General features: G+C 36.3%; 16 protein-coding genes and 1 tRNA gene. 5 read left to right on the top strand and 12 right to left on the bottom strand.

Annotated features, from left to right (window positions below; all coding sequences use genetic code 11):
- Positions 1 to 43: 43 nt before the first annotated feature.
- On the bottom strand, positions 44 to 673 hold the full coding sequence (locus tag OQH61_RS03815; RefSeq protein ID WP_266025971.1) for a rhodanese-like domain-containing protein: 630 nt from the start codon (positions 671 to 673) through the stop codon (positions 44 to 46).
- A gap of 17 nt (positions 674 to 690) precedes the next feature.
- Positions 691 to 3,363 carry a valine--tRNA ligase gene (locus tag OQH61_RS03820; RefSeq protein ID WP_266025972.1) on the bottom strand — a complete coding sequence of 891 codons (2,673 nt, stop codon included), beginning with the start codon at positions 3,361 to 3,363 and terminating at the stop codon, positions 691 to 693.
- A gap of 76 nt (positions 3,364 to 3,439) precedes the next feature.
- On the opposite strand from OQH61_RS03820, the gene fliW reads away from it, so the two are divergent.
- Both fliW and OQH61_RS03830 read left to right on the top strand, forming a co-directional pair.
- Entirely contained in the window at positions 3,440 to 3,859 is a 420-nt protein-coding gene (gene fliW / locus OQH61_RS03825; RefSeq protein ID WP_011115772.1) for a flagellar assembly protein FliW, read from the top strand.
- A gap of 14 nt (positions 3,860 to 3,873) precedes the next feature.
- Positions 3,874 to 5,904: an ATP-dependent helicase gene (locus OQH61_RS03830; RefSeq protein ID WP_266025974.1), complete on the top strand. Its 2,031-nt coding sequence runs from the start codon at positions 3,874 to 3,876 to the stop codon at positions 5,902 to 5,904.
- Here OQH61_RS03830 and OQH61_RS03835 read toward each other — a convergent pair.
- The 6 genes from OQH61_RS03835 to OQH61_RS03860 all read right to left on the bottom strand — a co-directional run bounded on the left by OQH61_RS03835 (position 5,901) and on the right by OQH61_RS03860 (position 10,335).
- Positions 5,901 to 7,205, bottom strand: coding sequence for an ATP-dependent nuclease (locus OQH61_RS03835; protein ID WP_266025975.1), 1,305 nt, complete (start codon positions 7,203 to 7,205; stop codon positions 5,901 to 5,903). The two genes, OQH61_RS03830 and OQH61_RS03835, sit on opposite strands and share 4 nt — an antisense overlap.
- The gene (locus tag OQH61_RS03840; RefSeq protein WP_266025976.1) at positions 7,202 to 7,597 is read right to left on the bottom strand and encodes a YkgJ family cysteine cluster protein; all 396 of its coding nucleotides are present in this window, start codon (positions 7,595 to 7,597) and stop codon (positions 7,202 to 7,204) included. The genes OQH61_RS03835 and OQH61_RS03840 overlap by 4 nt, the downstream gene beginning before the upstream one ends.
- Entirely contained in the window at positions 7,587 to 8,828 is a 1,242-nt protein-coding gene (locus OQH61_RS03845; RefSeq protein ID WP_266025977.1) for a hypothetical protein, read from the bottom strand. The genes OQH61_RS03840 and OQH61_RS03845 overlap by 11 nt, the downstream gene beginning before the upstream one ends.
- Complete coding sequence (locus OQH61_RS03850; RefSeq protein ID WP_266025978.1) at positions 8,825 to 9,454, bottom strand: uracil-DNA glycosylase family protein; 630 nt, start codon at positions 9,452 to 9,454, stop codon at positions 8,825 to 8,827. The genes OQH61_RS03845 and OQH61_RS03850 overlap by 4 nt, the downstream gene beginning before the upstream one ends.
- A 22-nt stretch (positions 9,455 to 9,476) precedes the next feature.
- A complete protein-coding gene (locus OQH61_RS03855) occupies positions 9,477 to 10,235 on the bottom strand; it encodes an exodeoxyribonuclease III (protein WP_266025979.1) in 759 nt (252 codons plus the stop codon).
- A 23-nt stretch (positions 10,236 to 10,258) separates the two neighbouring features.
- A tRNA-Glu gene (locus tag OQH61_RS03860) sits at positions 10,259 to 10,335 on the bottom strand.
- An 88-nt stretch (positions 10,336 to 10,423) separates the two neighbouring features.
- Here OQH61_RS03860 and OQH61_RS03865 point away from each other — a divergent pair.
- Complete coding sequence (locus tag OQH61_RS03865) at positions 10,424 to 11,518, top strand: CapA family protein (RefSeq protein ID WP_266025980.1); 1,095 nt, start codon at positions 10,424 to 10,426, stop codon at positions 11,516 to 11,518.
- Positions 11,519 to 11,521: 3 nt separating this feature from the next.
- Here the strand turns inward: OQH61_RS03865 and murG are convergent, their stop codons facing one another.
- Entirely contained in the window at positions 11,522 to 12,583 is a 1,062-nt protein-coding gene (murG, locus tag OQH61_RS03870) for an undecaprenyldiphospho-muramoylpentapeptide beta-N-acetylglucosaminyltransferase (protein WP_266026136.1), read from the bottom strand.
- Positions 12,584 to 12,729: 146 nt separating this feature from the next.
- Between murG and gltX the strand changes: the two genes are divergently transcribed.
- Together gltX and OQH61_RS03880 are read left to right on the top strand one after the other, a co-directional pair.
- A complete protein-coding gene (gene gltX / locus OQH61_RS03875) occupies positions 12,730 to 14,124 on the top strand; it encodes a glutamate--tRNA ligase (protein ID WP_266025981.1) in 1,395 nt (464 codons plus the stop codon).
- Positions 14,125 to 14,207: 83 nt separating this feature from the next.
- Positions 14,208 to 15,161: an ankyrin repeat domain-containing protein gene (locus OQH61_RS03880; RefSeq protein WP_266025982.1), complete on the top strand. Its 954-nt coding sequence runs from the start codon at positions 14,208 to 14,210 to the stop codon at positions 15,159 to 15,161.
- Positions 15,162 to 15,171: 10 nt separating this feature from the next.
- Here OQH61_RS03880 and OQH61_RS03885 read toward each other — a convergent pair whose 3' ends face one another.
- The 3 genes from OQH61_RS03885 to OQH61_RS03895 are packed head-to-tail and all read right to left on the bottom strand — an operon-like array spanning position 15,172 to position 16,550.
- Positions 15,172 to 15,507, bottom strand: a complete 336-nt coding sequence (locus OQH61_RS03885) for a dihydroneopterin aldolase (RefSeq protein ID WP_266025983.1) — start codon at positions 15,505 to 15,507, stop codon at positions 15,172 to 15,174.
- Positions 15,507 to 16,181 (bottom strand): glycerol-3-phosphate 1-O-acyltransferase PlsY, encoded by a 675-nt coding sequence (gene plsY / locus OQH61_RS03890; RefSeq protein WP_266025984.1) that lies wholly within the window; start codon positions 16,179 to 16,181, stop codon positions 15,507 to 15,509. Before plsY ends, OQH61_RS03885 begins: the two co-directional genes overlap by 1 nt.
- A 39-nt stretch (positions 16,182 to 16,220) precedes the next feature.
- Positions 16,221 to 16,550, bottom strand: coding sequence for a rhodanese-like domain-containing protein (locus OQH61_RS03895; protein WP_266025985.1), 330 nt, complete (start codon positions 16,548 to 16,550; stop codon positions 16,221 to 16,223).
- Positions 16,551 to 16,594 lie beyond the last annotated feature (44 nt).

Below are 16,594 nucleotides of genomic sequence, written 5' to 3' on the forward strand. Positions count from 1 at the left end.
ATATTCAAAAATGTGCAAATGAATAAAGCTAAATTGCTGATGCTTACATTTGGCAGCAATGTGGCACTTGTGTGCTAAGAGGCAGATTCATATCTTTCCACGCATTTTGTCCGCCTATAAGACGATAAAGATGAGTATAGCCTAAATGTTTTGCCCATAATAATCCCAAATGCGCACTTCCCACAGGGGAGAATATATTTTCCCCACTATCGTAAAAAAGAATTTTTGCTTCTTTGTTCTCGCCTAAGAGTTTGATAAAATCTTCTTGCGCTCTCCCAAGTGCATCAGCTGTCCAATTCCAATCGCTCCCATCTTCATTGAGCGATGGACTTAAGGCAAATTCAAAATGTCGTGCTTCAGGGATAAGTCCGAGATTATAAATACCTCGTGGCAATGTGGCTATGATGATATATTCATCAAGGTGTGAAGAAAGTTCTTTTGGCGTAATAAGCTCATATCCTGAAGTATGCGCACGAGAGACAAGCGCGCGTGCATCTTCGGATATATTTGCTTGAGAATCTAATGTATGCGCTTTGGGTGTGTCATTTTGTATTGTTTGTCCTTGAAGGGCTGCAACTTCTTCTACAAGCTGTGTGTAATAAGTTTGTTTTTGTGAAGAATCTCCACAACCACTCAGATAAAAGCATAATGCGAGCAAGAGTATTTTTTTCATTTCTTCTCCTTTGTGTTTTAAGATTGCAAACCAAGTGCAATAAGTTCAGCATTAATTTTATCAAATTTTTCTTGTGCATTGCACAACGCACTTTGATTTTGTTCCATTATAGCCTTTGGAGCATTTTTTATAAAATTTTCATTACTAAGCATAGCTTGAAGTTTGGCGATTTCTTTTTCAAGTTTTTGACGCTGATTATGCAAGCGAGTGCTAATGGCTTGCAAATCAATCTCACCAAGTTGTATATAACATTCACAATGCTTACTTACATCTCCTACGCAGTCTTTGGGCTTTTGCTGTGTGATACAAAGGGTTTTGACTTTAGCAAGTTTGCATACAAACTGCTCAAGGAGTGAGTGTTCAAATGGCGCATTGAGTTTAACAAAGATACACTCAACACTTGTAGAGCCAAGCTCAAGCATTGCTTTTAGTCGGCGAATAGAAATAATGACATCTTGAATAATCTCAAATGTCTGCTCTAATTGCAAGTCTTGCTCATTTTTTTTCACAGCTTTTGGATAAGGAGCAATCATAATAGAATCACAAGTGTGTATATCGCTTGCATTGAGCGTATGCCAAAGCGCATCTGTGATAAAGGGCATATAAGGGTGTAGCAGTATAAGCGCAGCTTTAAAAATTGCTCCTAGTTCATAAATAGAATCTTTACTCGCTTTTGCAAGCTCAATACCCCAATCACAAAATTCACCCCACAAAAAACGATAAAGAATGCTTGCTCCATCATTAAAACGATAACTTTCAAGTGCTGCTCGGACTTCGTTTGTAGTAGTATGAAATCTTATAAGCATATATTGTCCAAGCGGTGTATTTATGTGCATATTGGTAATATCGCTAAAACCTTTTTCTAAAGCTTCCTTGCCGCCAATTTGTTCCAAATACATATGAAGGAAATTTGTAGCATTATAAAGTTTATTTGTGAAGTTTTTAGAAATTTCAAGAGATTGAGTGGAAAGCTTCACATCACGTCCTTGTGCGCATAAAATCGCTAGAGTGAAACGAAGTGTATCTGCTCCATAAGAGGATATAATATCCATAGGGTCAATAATATTGCCTTTACTTTTACTCATTTTTTGTCCATTTTCATCACGTACAAGCGCGTGAAGATAAACATCTTTAAAAGGTAGTGCGCCGAGTAAAGATTCTCCGCTTAAAATCATACGCGCTACCCAAAAGAATAAAATATCAAAACCTGTGATAAGTAATGAATTAGGGTAAAATTCTGCCAAAGCATTTGTATCCTCATCGCCCCAGCCCAAAGTGCTAAAAGCCCATAATCCAGAACTAAACCAAGTATCAAGCACATCTTCATCTTGCTTTGTGATAGTGGTTTGACATTGAGGGCAGATAGGATTATCAGATTCTGAAGCGACTTTATTACCGCATTCACAATACCATACAGGGATTCTATGCCCCCACCAAAGCTGACGCGAAATACACCAACCTTTAAGCTCTCTCATCCACGCATTATAATTATTAAGCCATTGTGCAGGATAAAATTGCAATTCCCCATTATTGACGCGTTTAATGGCATTATGTGCTATTTCTTTTTTGACAAACCATTGTTTGGAAATATAAGGTTCTACAATATTGCCGCAGCGATAGCATTTTCCAACTTGATTTGTATAGTCTTCTATTTTTTCTACAAAGCCATTTTCTTGTAATTTTTGGACAATAAGAGGACGAGATTCCAAACGTTCTCCTCCAGCAAATATTCCTGCATTTTCATTTAATATACCTTTTTCATCAAAAATTGTAATAAACGCAAGATGATGCCTTTTGCCTACTTCATAGTCATTTATATCGTGGGCAGGTGTTACTTTTACGCAACCACTCCCAAAGCTCATATCAACGTGAGAATCTGCAATAATAGGTATCTCACGCCCAAGTAATGGGAGAATCACACTTTTGCCAACAAGATGTTTATATCGTTCATCATTTGGATTGACCATTACGGCACTATCGCCAAAAAATGTTTCAGGGCGCGTGGTAGCTACGATAAGAGACTGAGCGCAATCTTTAATAGGATAGCGTAAATAATAAAGTTTGCCCTGATTTTGTTCATATTCTACCTCAATATCTGAAAGCGCACCATCATTTACGCACCAATTTACCATATAATTATCTTGCACGATGAAGCCTTGATTATACCAATGCACAAAAGCCTTTTTCACAGCTTTTTGCAATCCTGTATCCATCGTAAAACGCAAGCGCGACCACGCAGGAGTGATGCCAAGATGACGCATTTGATTGAGAATCTCTCCTCCACTTTTTTCTTTCCATTCCCATACTTTGGCTATAAATGCGTCTCTACCTAAAGATTCTTTATCTATGCCTTGTGCAAGCAGTTGTTTTTGCACAACATTTTGAGTAGCAATGCCTGCGTGGTCTAAACCGGGCTGATAGAGTGTTTTAAAACCATCCATTCTTTTAAATCTTGTGATAATATCTTGAAGAGTAAAAGTAAGTGCGTGCCCTATGTGAAGCACTCCTGTAACATTGGGCGGGGGCATCATAATACCAAAACATTGTGGTGTTGGACTTTGCCATAGGGATTTATTCCCCTCAATTTCAAAATAGCCTCTCTCCTCGCATATAGTATAGAATCTAGATTCTATATCTTGTGGATTATAGCCTTTTTTTTGCCCTTGCTTTTCTTGTGCTTTGAACTCCATAAAATGCCTTTTGGTATTTAATTTGCTTTATAAATGTATTATAATACCAAAATGCTAAAAATAAATGGAGGTGATTATGACTTATGAGCTAAAGATGCCAATTTTAGGGTTTGATGCGACAAAAATAGAGTTAGAAAAAATTGATGAGACTTTCAGCAAAATACGTGGTCTTGATGGGAAACAACCCTTTGAGATTACACTGATTAATCCTTTTTCATTGTGCGATTACGCTTTTACTATCCCAACAGCCGATGAACGATTACTTGACTTAGATGAGTCGCGAGGAGATAAGGTTGAGGTGTATTGTGTGGTTGTGCTTCAAAAACCTATTGAAAATTCGGTTGTGAATCTGATGGCACCTTTTGTATTTAATCCTGCAAATGCTTGCGCACTCCAAGTTACAACCTTGCCCGTAGCTGAATATCCTCAATTTAGCAAAGTTTTGCCTTTAAAAGAGTTTTTGTCAAAAGAGATTCTAGAAACACTCAATAGATAAATAGCCACTCTCTTATGCCGCTTTCCCAACTCAATGCTCAACAAGCAGAGGCAGCCACCGCATCAAGTGGGCATAATCTTATAATTGCTTCAGCTGGCACGGGTAAAACTGCTACGATTGTAGGGCGCATAGCTTATCTTTTACATCAGGGTTATGCACCACAAGATATTTTGCTTCTTACTTTTACCAATAAAGCAAGTAGCGAAATGATTACGCGTGTGGGGAAGATTTTTGGTGAAAATTTGGCAAAAAACATTGAATCTGGCACATTTCACGCTGTGGCTTATCGTTTTTTACGCGAACATCAGCATATCCATCTTAAAGCCCCCAAAGAACTTCAAATGCTTTTTAAAAGTCTCTATGATAAGAGAATCTTCGCAAATAATGATGTTAATCCTTATTCTGCACAATATCTTTATGAGAGCTATTCACTTTTTGTCAATTCTGCTTTTGGTGGAGGATTTGGAGAATGGATTATACAAAGAAATCCACAGCAAGAGCCCTATATTCCAATTTATGAAGATGCTTTGGCAAAATTTGGAGCACTTAAACGCCAACATCATTATGCGGATTATAATGATTTGCTTTTGCTCTATAGAGAAGCATTAAAAGAAAGGCAAAATGCACTTTTTAAAGAGGTGCTGTGCGATGAATATCAAGATACTAATCCCTTACAAGATTCTATTCTTGATGCACTTAATGCCCCAAGTCTGTTTTGTGTAGGGGATTATGACCAAAGTATTTATGCTTTTAATGGCGCGGATATAAGTATTATTAGCAGTTTTAGAGAGAAATATAAAGATGCGCGGGTTTTTACACTAAGTAAAAACTATCGTTCAAGCAAACATATTCTACATCTTGCAAATAAAGTTATCCAAAATAATGAGCGCATTTATCCCAAGCATTTAGAGGTGGTAAAACAAGGCGATTTTGCTCCACCTAAGTTGGTATGCTATGATGAGCTTTTTTTGCAGTATCAAGGGATTGCAAAGCGTATTGCTTCAAGTGGTTTTTCCTATGAGGATACAGCGATTATTTTTCGCAATAATTCAAGTGCCGATGGGATTGAGGCGAGCTTAAGGGAGCTGAATATACCTTCTAAACGCAAAGGAAGTGTAAGTTTTTTTGATACCAAAGAAGTTCGGCTTTTGCTTGATATTTGTTCTTTAGTGCATAATCCACGCGATATGATGGCGTATATTCATACATTAAGCTATGGTAAAGGCATAGGCGAAGCCATAGCAAAAGATATTTATGAAGCACTTTTTGCGCTAGGTGAGGGGAATTGCTTGAAAGGTATGTTTGAGCCAAATAGTGCAATAAAGGCATATAGGCAACGCAATAAAAATACACAACTGGGGCTTTTTGATGATTTTTTTATCTTAGAATCCCAAGCAAGATTCAATGAGTTTATCTCACCTCAATTTGCCTCTCATCTGATTTTGCAACACCCTAAGCTTAACAAACAAAGCGCAATATTTTTAAGTGATTTTTATGATATGCTTCATTCTATACATACATTGCGTAATCCAAAAATGCTTATTTTGCACATTATAAATGCAAAGTTTTTTCAAGATATTATGCGCACTCTTGCCCACACACGCGCAAAAAACAAAGATGGCAGCATTGATGAGGCGCGTTTAGAAAATGCTTTAGAATCTATTAAACGCAAAACTACTCTTTTGTCTGATTTATCAAAAAACTATGATGATTTGGGTAAGTTTTTAAATGCGATGATTCTAGGCTCAAGTGAGGCGATTGAGGGAAGCGGCGTGCATTTGTTGAGTGTGCATGCTGCAAAGGGATTAGAATTTCAAAATGTATATGTAGTGGATTTAATGGAGGGGCGATTTCCTAACCGCAAACTTATGAGTAAAGGTGGTAGCTTAGAAGAAGAGCGGCGGCTTTTTTATGTGGCAATCACGCGCGCAAAGGAGAATCTTGTGCTTTCTTTTGCCAAAAAAGATGCAATAAAAAATATAGATTATACTCCTTCCATATTTCTTTATGAGGGGGAATTGCTCCATAAAAATAGCGTGATTTAGTGTATGTTGCAGCTTTCAATAAGCTTTTTATGCTCTTGGAGTTCTTGTTCTTTTTTTATCTCATCTTGGGGGATAAGTTTGAAAGTTTGCTTCGCATTGTTGCAATCTTTAAGTTTATAATACCCCCACGCTAGAGAATCCAAATATGCAGGATTACGAGGGGAAATTTCAAGCGCTTTTTTGATATGTCCTACTCCTTCTTTGACATCAATTTCATAATCAATCATTAAATATCCCAAGAAATTTAAAAAAAAGCCCATATCGCTATTTTGTGAATTTTGCAATGAAGCATCAACGCGACTATCTTTGGGCGTATCTTTATGGGGAGTTTGCATTAATGTAAGAGCTTTTTGGAGATTTTGCGCTATGTTTTTTATTTGTTTTATATCTTGTTTGTTTTTTAGAGATTCAAAAATATAAATTTGTTCTAATGCAAAGAAGTAGGGATTATGATTTTCTTGATAGAGTATTCGCGCTTGTTTAGAGGCATTAAGATAATCTTTTTGTGCGATATAGAGTTCTAGGAGAATCTGTGGCTTAAATGGGAATTGTTTGGCAATTTGCGAGGCTTGTTTAAATTTTTTTTGATGAGCATAAATAAGAATAAGATTTTGTGCATTTTCAATAGTAGGATTTTTTTCAAAAGTGCTTTTGAAAATGTGCTCAATTTTTGCACTTTGAGAAAAACGAGTATAAATTTCAATGCTAAATTTACAAAAATTTCCTATGCAGCCATATTGTTCAATATGAGAATCCAATGCTTTGAGTGCTTGATTATTGTGCCCTTGCGTGAGATGCACAGCAACTATTTTTTGCAAAACATCTTGTGATTGAGTGCGTTCATATGCACGATTGAGGGCTATAAGAGATTCTTTAAAATCACCTTTTGAAGCATAGAGTGAGCCCAAAATATCATCTAAAAGAGGAGAATCTTCACTTTTAGCAATGATTTTCGCTTCCTCAAGTGCGCGCTCACTCAGCCCTAGTTTTAAGTAACAATCTAAAAATACCTTATGAATCACTAAATCTTTTGCGCCACCTTGTGCAATATATTCATTGGCAAAATCAAGTGTGGCAGAGGGATTATCAAGCGTAGAAGAAAGCAAGATAGCTTCTTTAAGGTATTCAAGTTTGCGTGTTTCCTCATATAATACAAGATACATATCACGCGCCTTAGCAAATTCGTTTTGTGCTTCAAATTCAATGGCTTCAAACAAATAGCTATCTTCATCAAATGCTCCATAGCTAAGTGTGGCACAACCAAAACACAATATAAATAAAGCAGTAAAAAAATATTTCATTTAATTCCTTTTTTAGTGCGTATGCCTTGGCATTCGTGCATAAGGATAGCAAGAGCGTCTTTATCAAGGGACTTATGTGCTTCCCAAAAAGGAAAATCGCGACATTGTTTAGGGCGATGCTTGTATATACTGCATTTTTTTGTATATGAATCAAAAAATATGCACGATAACGCACCATTATCGGCTTTTTCAATAAGTGAGAATCTATATCCTACTTTGCGCACATATGAACGCGTAAAAGCTTCAAAATCAAGTTCTAATGATGAGGCAATTTCTAGCATTTCATCAATATTCACAAATACATAACCACTCTCACCCGTGCAGCACTTTCCCCCGCAACTCTTGCAAGCGTGGGATTGAAATGTAAAAGGATAGTCTTTATTAATATTCATAGAAATTTTTTGTATCACTCTTAAAGATTTTATTGATATATTCTACTTGCGAATCTTTCACATTTTCTTTAAAGAAACGATTATTTTGTGCAATTTGCGAAGCTATGAGTTGTTCTACTCCTATGGCAGTAGAATAATTTACCCAATCATAGCGCAAATCTCCTCCTAATAGCGAAGCATACTCTACAAGATGCTGATTTTGATTGTTGATGATATTTGCAATAAATAAATTCTTGCGTTCGCTTTTTTGGATAAGCAGAAGGAGTGAAGGATTGAAATTAATCTGCGTGGAGAGAAGTTTATCTGGTTTTTGTTTAGAGAGGGCAAGTTGTGAGGCTATAAGTCCTGTTTTGACTACTGGGGTATTGAAAAATACAGCATTTCCACCAATAAATCGCCCGTATGTGCCAAGTTTTTGAGTAATAGTTGTGGCTGATTTAGCATCTATAACTTCTTCAAATATAACACGTTTGCTTTTGTTTTTCAAAATTTTTCCTAAATTACGCCCAATGAAGCTATTGTCATTATAAGTAGCAATAGATTTTCCTCCTGCGAGAGAGAGGAGAAGTTCAATTTGTGCTTCATAATCAATGCCTCCAAAGATAAGGTTTTTACTGATAACGCTGCTTTTAATTTGTTTTTTGTTGATAGTGGGGAGATAAGTGGGGAGGCTTATATTGAGATTAACAAATTCCTGCGCACCATTTTCTGTAAGGATAGCAATAACAAAATCATAATCATTTTGTGTAATTTGTGCGTAAGTATCGCGCAAGTTTGCCGCACTTTCATTGCCTGTATCAAAAATCTCAAATACAAAATCGTTTCCACGTGCCATAAGATAAGCCAAAATTGTATCAATGCTACTTGCAGAATAGCGCCCAATGATTTTTTTTGGCATTAAAAGGGCAAGTTTTATTTTGGCATTACCCTGCAATGTAGGAGGGAGCATTTGATGAAATATGCCCAAATCGCTTAAGACTTCTGAAAGTTTTGAGCGTAATTGGGTATTATTTGTTTGTGGGTCAAAAAAAGCGACAAATGAAAAAAATTGCCCCTTAGCAAAAAAGTCAAACAAGCACGAATTACTACATTTGCGTGTATCAATATTAATGATTTCTTGTTGGGGCAATGGAAGAGGGGAGATGATGTAGCTTTTGGCAAAAGTATTGAGGGCAAATAATGCAAAAAAACATATAAATGCGGTGAGTTTAAAACGAAAAGTTTGTATCATAGCTGTCCTTTTGCAATTAAAAAGTCATTATGTGCTTCTTTTTTTAAAGATGGATTGCGCACAAGTTCATTGAGTGAATGAGTAATTAAAAATTTTTTGTTATTGTGCCATAAAATTCTACTATGTTCCAAATGTTGCCCTAAAATATGTTCAGCAACTTGATTGCCGAGTAAAATACATACCTTTGGTGTAATTTTTTGCAGCTGCGTAAGGCAAAAACCCATACAAGAGAGTATATCGCTTTTATCAAGATAGGGATTATGTGTATCGCATTTTACAAGCGATAGAAGCGATATATGCCCCATTTGGAGTTTGAATACATTATGAATGATGTTTTGAAGCATAAGCGCGCTTTTGTTTTGGATAAATACTCCTTTTTCATCAACTAGAGGAATTTCGGTTATAAAACAAAGCTGACTTTGGGGATTTAAAATGCCAAAAGAGGGTTCTTTGCAATGTTTAATACGATTACATAATGAGCAATGTTTAATGATAGATTCTAAGTTATTTTTTAAAGCAGGTTGTGGTTGAGCAGGATTATAAAATGCGTTTGTGTATTGCTCACCACAAGATACGCGTTTGTAGAGTTGTTTGAGCGTAAGAAGTTTTAGAATCTGTGTTTTCATTGTTATATCCCTCCGCTTTATTTTATAATTGTTTAAGTTCTAAACTCACTGGACAATGGTCGCTACCAAAAATGTGAGGGTAAATATTTGCATCTTGAAGAGAAGGAGCAAGGGCACGGGAGCAGAGAAAATAATCAATTCGCCACCCTGTATTGTTTTCTCGTGCTTTGCCCATATAACTCCACCAACTATAAGCTCCTGTGAGCGTGGGATAAAAATGTCGGAAAGTATCAATAAACCCAGCATCTAAAAGCGCAGTCATTTTATTTCGTTCTTCATCTGTGAATCCTGCGTTGCGGCGATTTGTTTTTGGGTTTTTTAAGTCAATTTCTTGGTGGGCTACATTGAGGTCGCCACAAATAATAACGGGTTTATGTTTTTCAAGGTTTTTGACAAATGCTCTAAAGTCATCTTCCCACGCCATACGATAATCTAGTCGTTCCAATTCGCGTTTAGAATTAGGTGTATAGACATTGACAAGGTAGAAATGTGGATACTCTGCTGTAATAATGCGACCTTCTTTATCGTGATGAGTTATACCCATATCATAAGCGACATTAAGAGGTTTAGCTTTGCTTAAAATTATGACGCCTGAATACCCCTTTTTTTCTGCACTATTCCAATACTCCTCATAACCTTCAAAGCGGAATGTAGCTTGTTCTTTGCACATTTTAGATTCTTGAATACAAAATATATCAGCATTGATTTGATTAAAAAAATCCATAAAGCCTTTATTCATGCAGGCACGCAAACCATTGACATTCCACGAGATGAGTTTCAAAATTTATCCTTAAACAAAACTAATGGCGACCCTTGAAAGATTTGAACTTCCGTTTTCACCGAGAAAGGGTGATATCCTTGGCCAGCTAGATGAAAGGGTCAATAAAAGTATAGCAAACTTTATTTAAGATTTGCTACAATACATCTCCAATAGGGAAACCTTAAAATATTACATACAAGGGGAAGAATATGTGTATATGGCGACATATATTAATATGTGGAGCATTGCTTATGGCTTTAAGCGGCTGTTTTGGTGGTAAGATGGCACAGATAGAAACAACCACACCATCAAAGCAAAGTAATATACTTACTTTAAGTTTTGTGGGCGATAATGTGCTTGGAGATTATTATGGAAGCAATGGGGAGACACTTAATTGGTATTTTGAAAATAAAATAGGAAAAGATTATGGCTACTTTTTTGCAAAAGTCAAACATATTCTTGAAAATGATGATATGACATTGGCTAATCTTGAAGGACCACTTACTACATATAGTGGTGATAGATTGATTAAACCTTTTGCTTTTAAAGGCGATCCAAGTTATGTGAAGATTCTAAAAAAAGGAAGTGTAGAAGCTGTAAATATTGCAAATAATCACACACGTGATTATGGGATAAAAGGATTTGAAGATACACAAACACATCTAAAAAATGCACAGATTTTTTACAGCGGTGAGGGGATTTTAAGTATTTATGAAATCAAGGGTAAAAAAATCGGTATGGCAGGACATCGCGGTTGGAGTGTAGCTGTTAAAAAGCAAGTGAAAGAAGAGATTGCAGCATTGCGTCAAAAAGGTGCAGATATTGTGATTTTTACATTTCATTGGGGCGAAGAGCGGGAGCATTATCCTAATGCAACACAAAAAGAAATAGGCAGATTTGCCATTGATAATGGCGCAGATATTGTGATTGGACATCATCCGCACGTATTGCAGGGCATAGAAGAATATAAGGGTAAAAAAATTATTTATAGCTTAGGAAATTTCGTATATGGCGGAGCAAAAAATCCTGCCGATAAGGATAGTATTATTTATCAAGTGCGTTTTGTGTTTAATACTTCACCATCACAATTAGATGCTATGAGTAAAGATTTAATTTTTATAGAGAATAAAAAAGTGCGTCAAATAGGGAAAATGCCTCAATGGAGCGAATTGCATAGCTTTATCCCTGTGCGCATTAGTGGCGCAACATCATACAATAACTATCAACCTGTTGTCGCACAAGGTGAGGATAAAGAACGTATTATCAAGCGAATGAATACTTATAGCGCATCTTTAAGCCAATAGAATCTATTGTATCAGATTGATATGTTCTAAAATCTCTTGTGCGCCATTAGGTTTTATTTTGCTCATTAGCAGATGAGATTTTTCGCTGAATGCATTTTCTTGTTTTTGCAAAGATTCTATAAATGCAAGAACTTGTGGCACATTTAGTTCAGATTCTCTAAGGAGCAATCCTAATCCTTGTTTGGTAAAATATAGAGCATTATGGTATTGATGATCTTTTGCTGCATAAGGATAGGGGACAAATATCCCAATAAGCCCATTTGCGCTCATTTCCCATAAGCTTGAAGCGCCAGAGCGCGCAATGCAGACATCTGCTTTGTGTAAGCGTAATACAATTTCTTTATCAAAGGCAAAAATATCAACTTTATCTAATATGCCAAGATTCTCATAAGCTTTTTTGACGCGCTCAAAGTCTCTTTCTCCACATTGATGAGCGATGCTAATGCCTCTTTTTAATAATTCTGGCACGATTTGCAAGGCAAAGTCGTTAATGCCCTTTGCTCCTTGAGAACCACCCAAAAAGAGTAAATGCTCTACTTTTTCTCGTACTCGTGAGTGTGCAAAAAATTCATCACGTACAGGATAAGAGGTGCGAATAAAGTTTTTACTTTTGCTATCAAAGCTACCAAATATAGCTTTTGCAAAGGGTGTGAGAATCTCATTGAGTTTGCCTTTAATGGCATTTTGTTCGTGGATAAAAAATGGTATTTTGCATAAAATTGCCCCGATAGAAGCTCCTGCTGCACTAAATCCTCCTACACTGATAACGCATTGTATGTTGTGTTTTTTAAGAATCTTTGCTGCATTCCAAGCTGCTTTGAGCTGTTTAAAAATAGCTTTGATTTTGCCTATATATTTTTTATTTACAACTCCTGTTGAATCTAAAAAATAACAATGCGTAAAAAGAGGGCTATTTTCAAACCAAGCTCTATCTTGTCCTATTTGTGAGCCGATATAAATCGCTTGTTGATTATTTTTTTGGATTTGTTCTGCAAGTGCTTTGGCAATAGCTAAATGTCCGCCTGTTCCACCGCCTGTAATTGCAAACATACTATGCTCCTTCATAATGCCTATTTTGTGGTATTGTAGCATAAGTAGAGTGATATTTGGCAATATATAATGCTCTTTGTATTTAATGATTTGTGCCATAATATCAATTTGCCTCGCTTATTATTCACACATCTTGACACAAATTTTGATAAAGGGGAAAAATGGATAAGATTGTTACACGTTTTGCGCCTTCACCCACAGGATATTTGCATATTGGAGGCTTACGCACAGCATTGTTTAATTATCTTTATGCGCGGGCAAATGGAGGAAAGTTTTTGCTTCGCATTGAAGATACAGATTTGGCACGCAACTCTATGGAGGCGACAAAGGCGATTATAGAATCATTTAAGTGGGTGGGGTTAAACTATGATGGCGAAGTGGTGTATCAAAGCCAACGTTTTGAACTCTATAAAAAATATATTCAGCAGCTTTTGGAAAGCAAAAAAGCCTATTATTGTTATATGAGCAAAGAAGAACTAGATAAATTGCGCAAGGAGCAAGAAAAAAATAAGCAAACACCGCGTTATGATAATCGCTATCGCGATTTTACAGGCATACCTCCACAGGGAGTAGAGCCTGTGGTGCGAATAAAAGCCCCACTTGAGGGAAGTATAGAGTTTATAGATGGTATCAAAGGGCATATAAGTATTAATGCTAAAGAAATTGATGATTTTATCATTGCGCGTAGCGATGGCACGCCTACTTATAACTTTGTTGTAGCCGTAGATGACGCACTTATGGGTATTACAGATGTGATTCGTGGTGATGATCATTTGAGCAACACGCCAAAGCAGATTCTTATTTATAATGCACTCGGCTTCGCTTTGCCTAGATTTTTTCACGTGCCGATGATTCTCAATCCTCAAGGGAAAAAGCTAAGCAAACGAGATGGGGCAATGGGTGTAATGGATTATGCCAAAATGGGTTATTTGCCAGAGGCGATTTTGAATTTTCTTGTGCGGCTTGGTTGGAGTTATGGCGATAAAGAAATTTTTTCACTCCAAGAAATGCTTGAGCTTTTTAGTCCAAATGAGCTTAATAGCTCGCCAAGTGCATATAATGAAGACAAATTACTTTGGCTCAATCAGCATTATATGAAGCATACACCTAATGCTGTGCTTGAAGAGCTTTTAGGATATTTTGGGGTAGCGAAGTTATCAGAATCTAAACGCGAGATTCTCTATCCTGCACTCAAAGACCGATGTAATACATTGGCGAGTTTTGCACAGAGTTTTGTTGAAGTGATGAACGCACCTTGTAGCTATGATGAAAAAATGCGCTCAAAGCTTGATATAAATGCAACACAATGGCTTAATGAGCTGTGCGAGAATCTCAATGCAGCTTCGTGGGAGGATAATCCACACATCATTGAATCTTACTTGCATCAGTTTGCTTTGGAGCGTCAAATAAAAATAGGAAAGCTTATGCCGATATTACGTTGTGCTTTGTTGGGCAAAAGTGGAGGCATTGGTGTATGTGAGACTCTTGCTGTGCTTGGCATAGAAGAGAGCAAACACAGAATCCACGCATTTATAAGGTATCAAAATACTATTTGACACATTCATATAAAAGTTAAATAATACCTTGTTAAATGATTCCAAGCTTTATAATTGACGAAAAAATAAGTATGGAGTAAATTATGCTTCAAAGATATATTCTTATGAGCATCTGTATTTGTAATTTTGTTTTTGGAGGGTGGTTTTCCAAGCAGTGGAATATAAATAACCCACCAAGCCTTGAAGAAAGTCTCCAATCTTTGCTTAAAATAGATTGTCAAAAAGTGAATACCCTTAAAGGTATTACACCACATTCTCATTACAAAAACAAAGATGCGGTTTCACAATGTATAAAAGAGCAAAAATTTCTTAAAGCCATTATTAATGATGATGTGAGTGCTTATAAAAAAATACTTGATGCCAATGAGTGGAGCAGATATTTTTTATTTTATACAACTTATTCTCCACGCATTGAAATTACGCCTCTTATGGTATCTATTGTATTTGATTCTTCTAAAGTATTTAAGGCTATTCTTGCGGATTCTGGGCATATAGATATTCTCTCACAAAAAATATCTCCACGTTTTAATATTGATAGAATGATGTCTGATGATTATGCTTCTCTAGGAGCTTTTAAGCTGGGAAATAGAATCTATGATGTCAATGGTGTGAGCGCGCTTGATTTAAGCGCTATGTATCATCGCTATGATATGTTTTGGGAGTTACTCGCTCAAGGCGCAACTTATAATAATCCTAAATATCCACAAACTAATGGCATAGTTACTTTTGGAGATATAAATATTTTAGAGCTTATGTTGTATTTTGATGAGAAGTTTCTGAGCAATTTTGGCGGCGGTAATATATTGCATTTTGTTACGCGCGATGGAAATGTGGAGCTTTTAGAATATCTCGTTACGCAAAAAGATATGCCTATTGATGCTCTAAAAGCTGGAGAAACGCCGCTTGATGTTGCACTAAGTGGTAAAAACTTTCAGCGCAAACCTCAAATTCAAGCTGCGCAAAAACTCATTGAACTCGGAGCAAAAGTAAGTGAAGCAAATCAACATCGTTTAAATAAGCTTATGCAAAAAAAGTAAAAACAGCGTGTTAAAATGTCTTTGTAACACTTGCGCCAACGATAAGTGGAGCGAGAATCTGTGGTTTTTTGATACATAAAGTGATACGCGTTATTACATTAAATTGTGTTTTAAGTTCATCAATAACACCAAGAAGTGCAGATTCTAAAAGTTCATAAGCATTTATTTGGAGATGATGAGAAATCATCTCGCTTATAAGTGTATAATCAAGATATTGTTCTTGTTTATACATATAAGTAATATGTGCCTCTACAAGGAGTTGTTGGGGTGTATGTCGTTCATTTTCTAGCACTCCGATGATTGCTTCACAGAGGAGATTTTCAATATGTAGTGTGATGTGTTCCATTACAGCACTTTATTTTCCTCTCCATTAAAAAGTCGTTTAATATTAGGGATATGTGTATAGATGATAAATACTCCTATAAGCACTATGGGTGTGTGAGTATGAATTTGTTGAATAATAGATATGGAATCTGGAAGTGGCAAGACATAAGGAATGACAAAAGTTAATCCAATGCAGCCCAAAACACCTAAAAGTGAGGAAATAGAGGAGATTTTAAATACTTTTCCCACAATGCCCCATATAATCAAACCACAAATACTTTCACAGGGGATAAGCAATAAGACAGAACCAATCGCCGTAGCCACCCCCTTGCCTCCTTTAAAGCCTAGATAGGGGCTATAACAATGCCCTAAAATGGCTAAAAGAGCAATGCTCCATTGTGTTTCATAACTCACATCTAGGATTTTTGCCCCAAGCACGACAATTAAACCTTTTGTTGCATCAAGGATAATTGTTAAAATAGAGAGAATCTTTGCCTTGGGCTCATCAAGTGCTTTAACAGCACGATAGACATTTGTTGCGCCAATGCTTTTTGAGCCAATATCGCGAATATCCACTTTATAGAGGATTTTAACCAAAAGCCAACCAAAAGGGATTCCTCCAAATAAAAATGCTACGATATAAAAAATCATATTGATGTTTGATAACGTATAAAGCACACTTGATAGAAAACTCATAATATTCCTTCCTCTTGGTATGATTATGTAATTATAGCATTATTTGGTGATGAGTTGGATATTTGCATTCTCAAGTGTAGCAAACTCATCATCATAAAAATATATATTCTTTAGTCCCTCTTGCACAAGCTCCGTGCCTAGAATGCTTGCCATATGCCCAGAGTAGCACACAAGCACACATTTTTTATCGGGGTGTTTTTTTGCAAGCGCATAGACATCATAAGGATTGTTGAGCTGATGTGAATTATGGATATGACAAAGTTCATAATCTTCGGGGTAACGCATATCAATAATACAAAAACTTTCATCTAAATCAGCTGCATATACAGGTGTAGCGAGGCTTAAATTGTTTTTACCTTTGAGTTGCATAGTATCTCCTTTTGAAAAAGGCATTGTATTTTAAAATACATTAG

Origin of the sequence: Helicobacter sp. MIT 21-1697, assembly GCF_026241255.1 — a bacterium.
Lineage (GTDB): Bacteria > Campylobacterota > Campylobacteria > Campylobacterales > Helicobacteraceae > Helicobacter_C.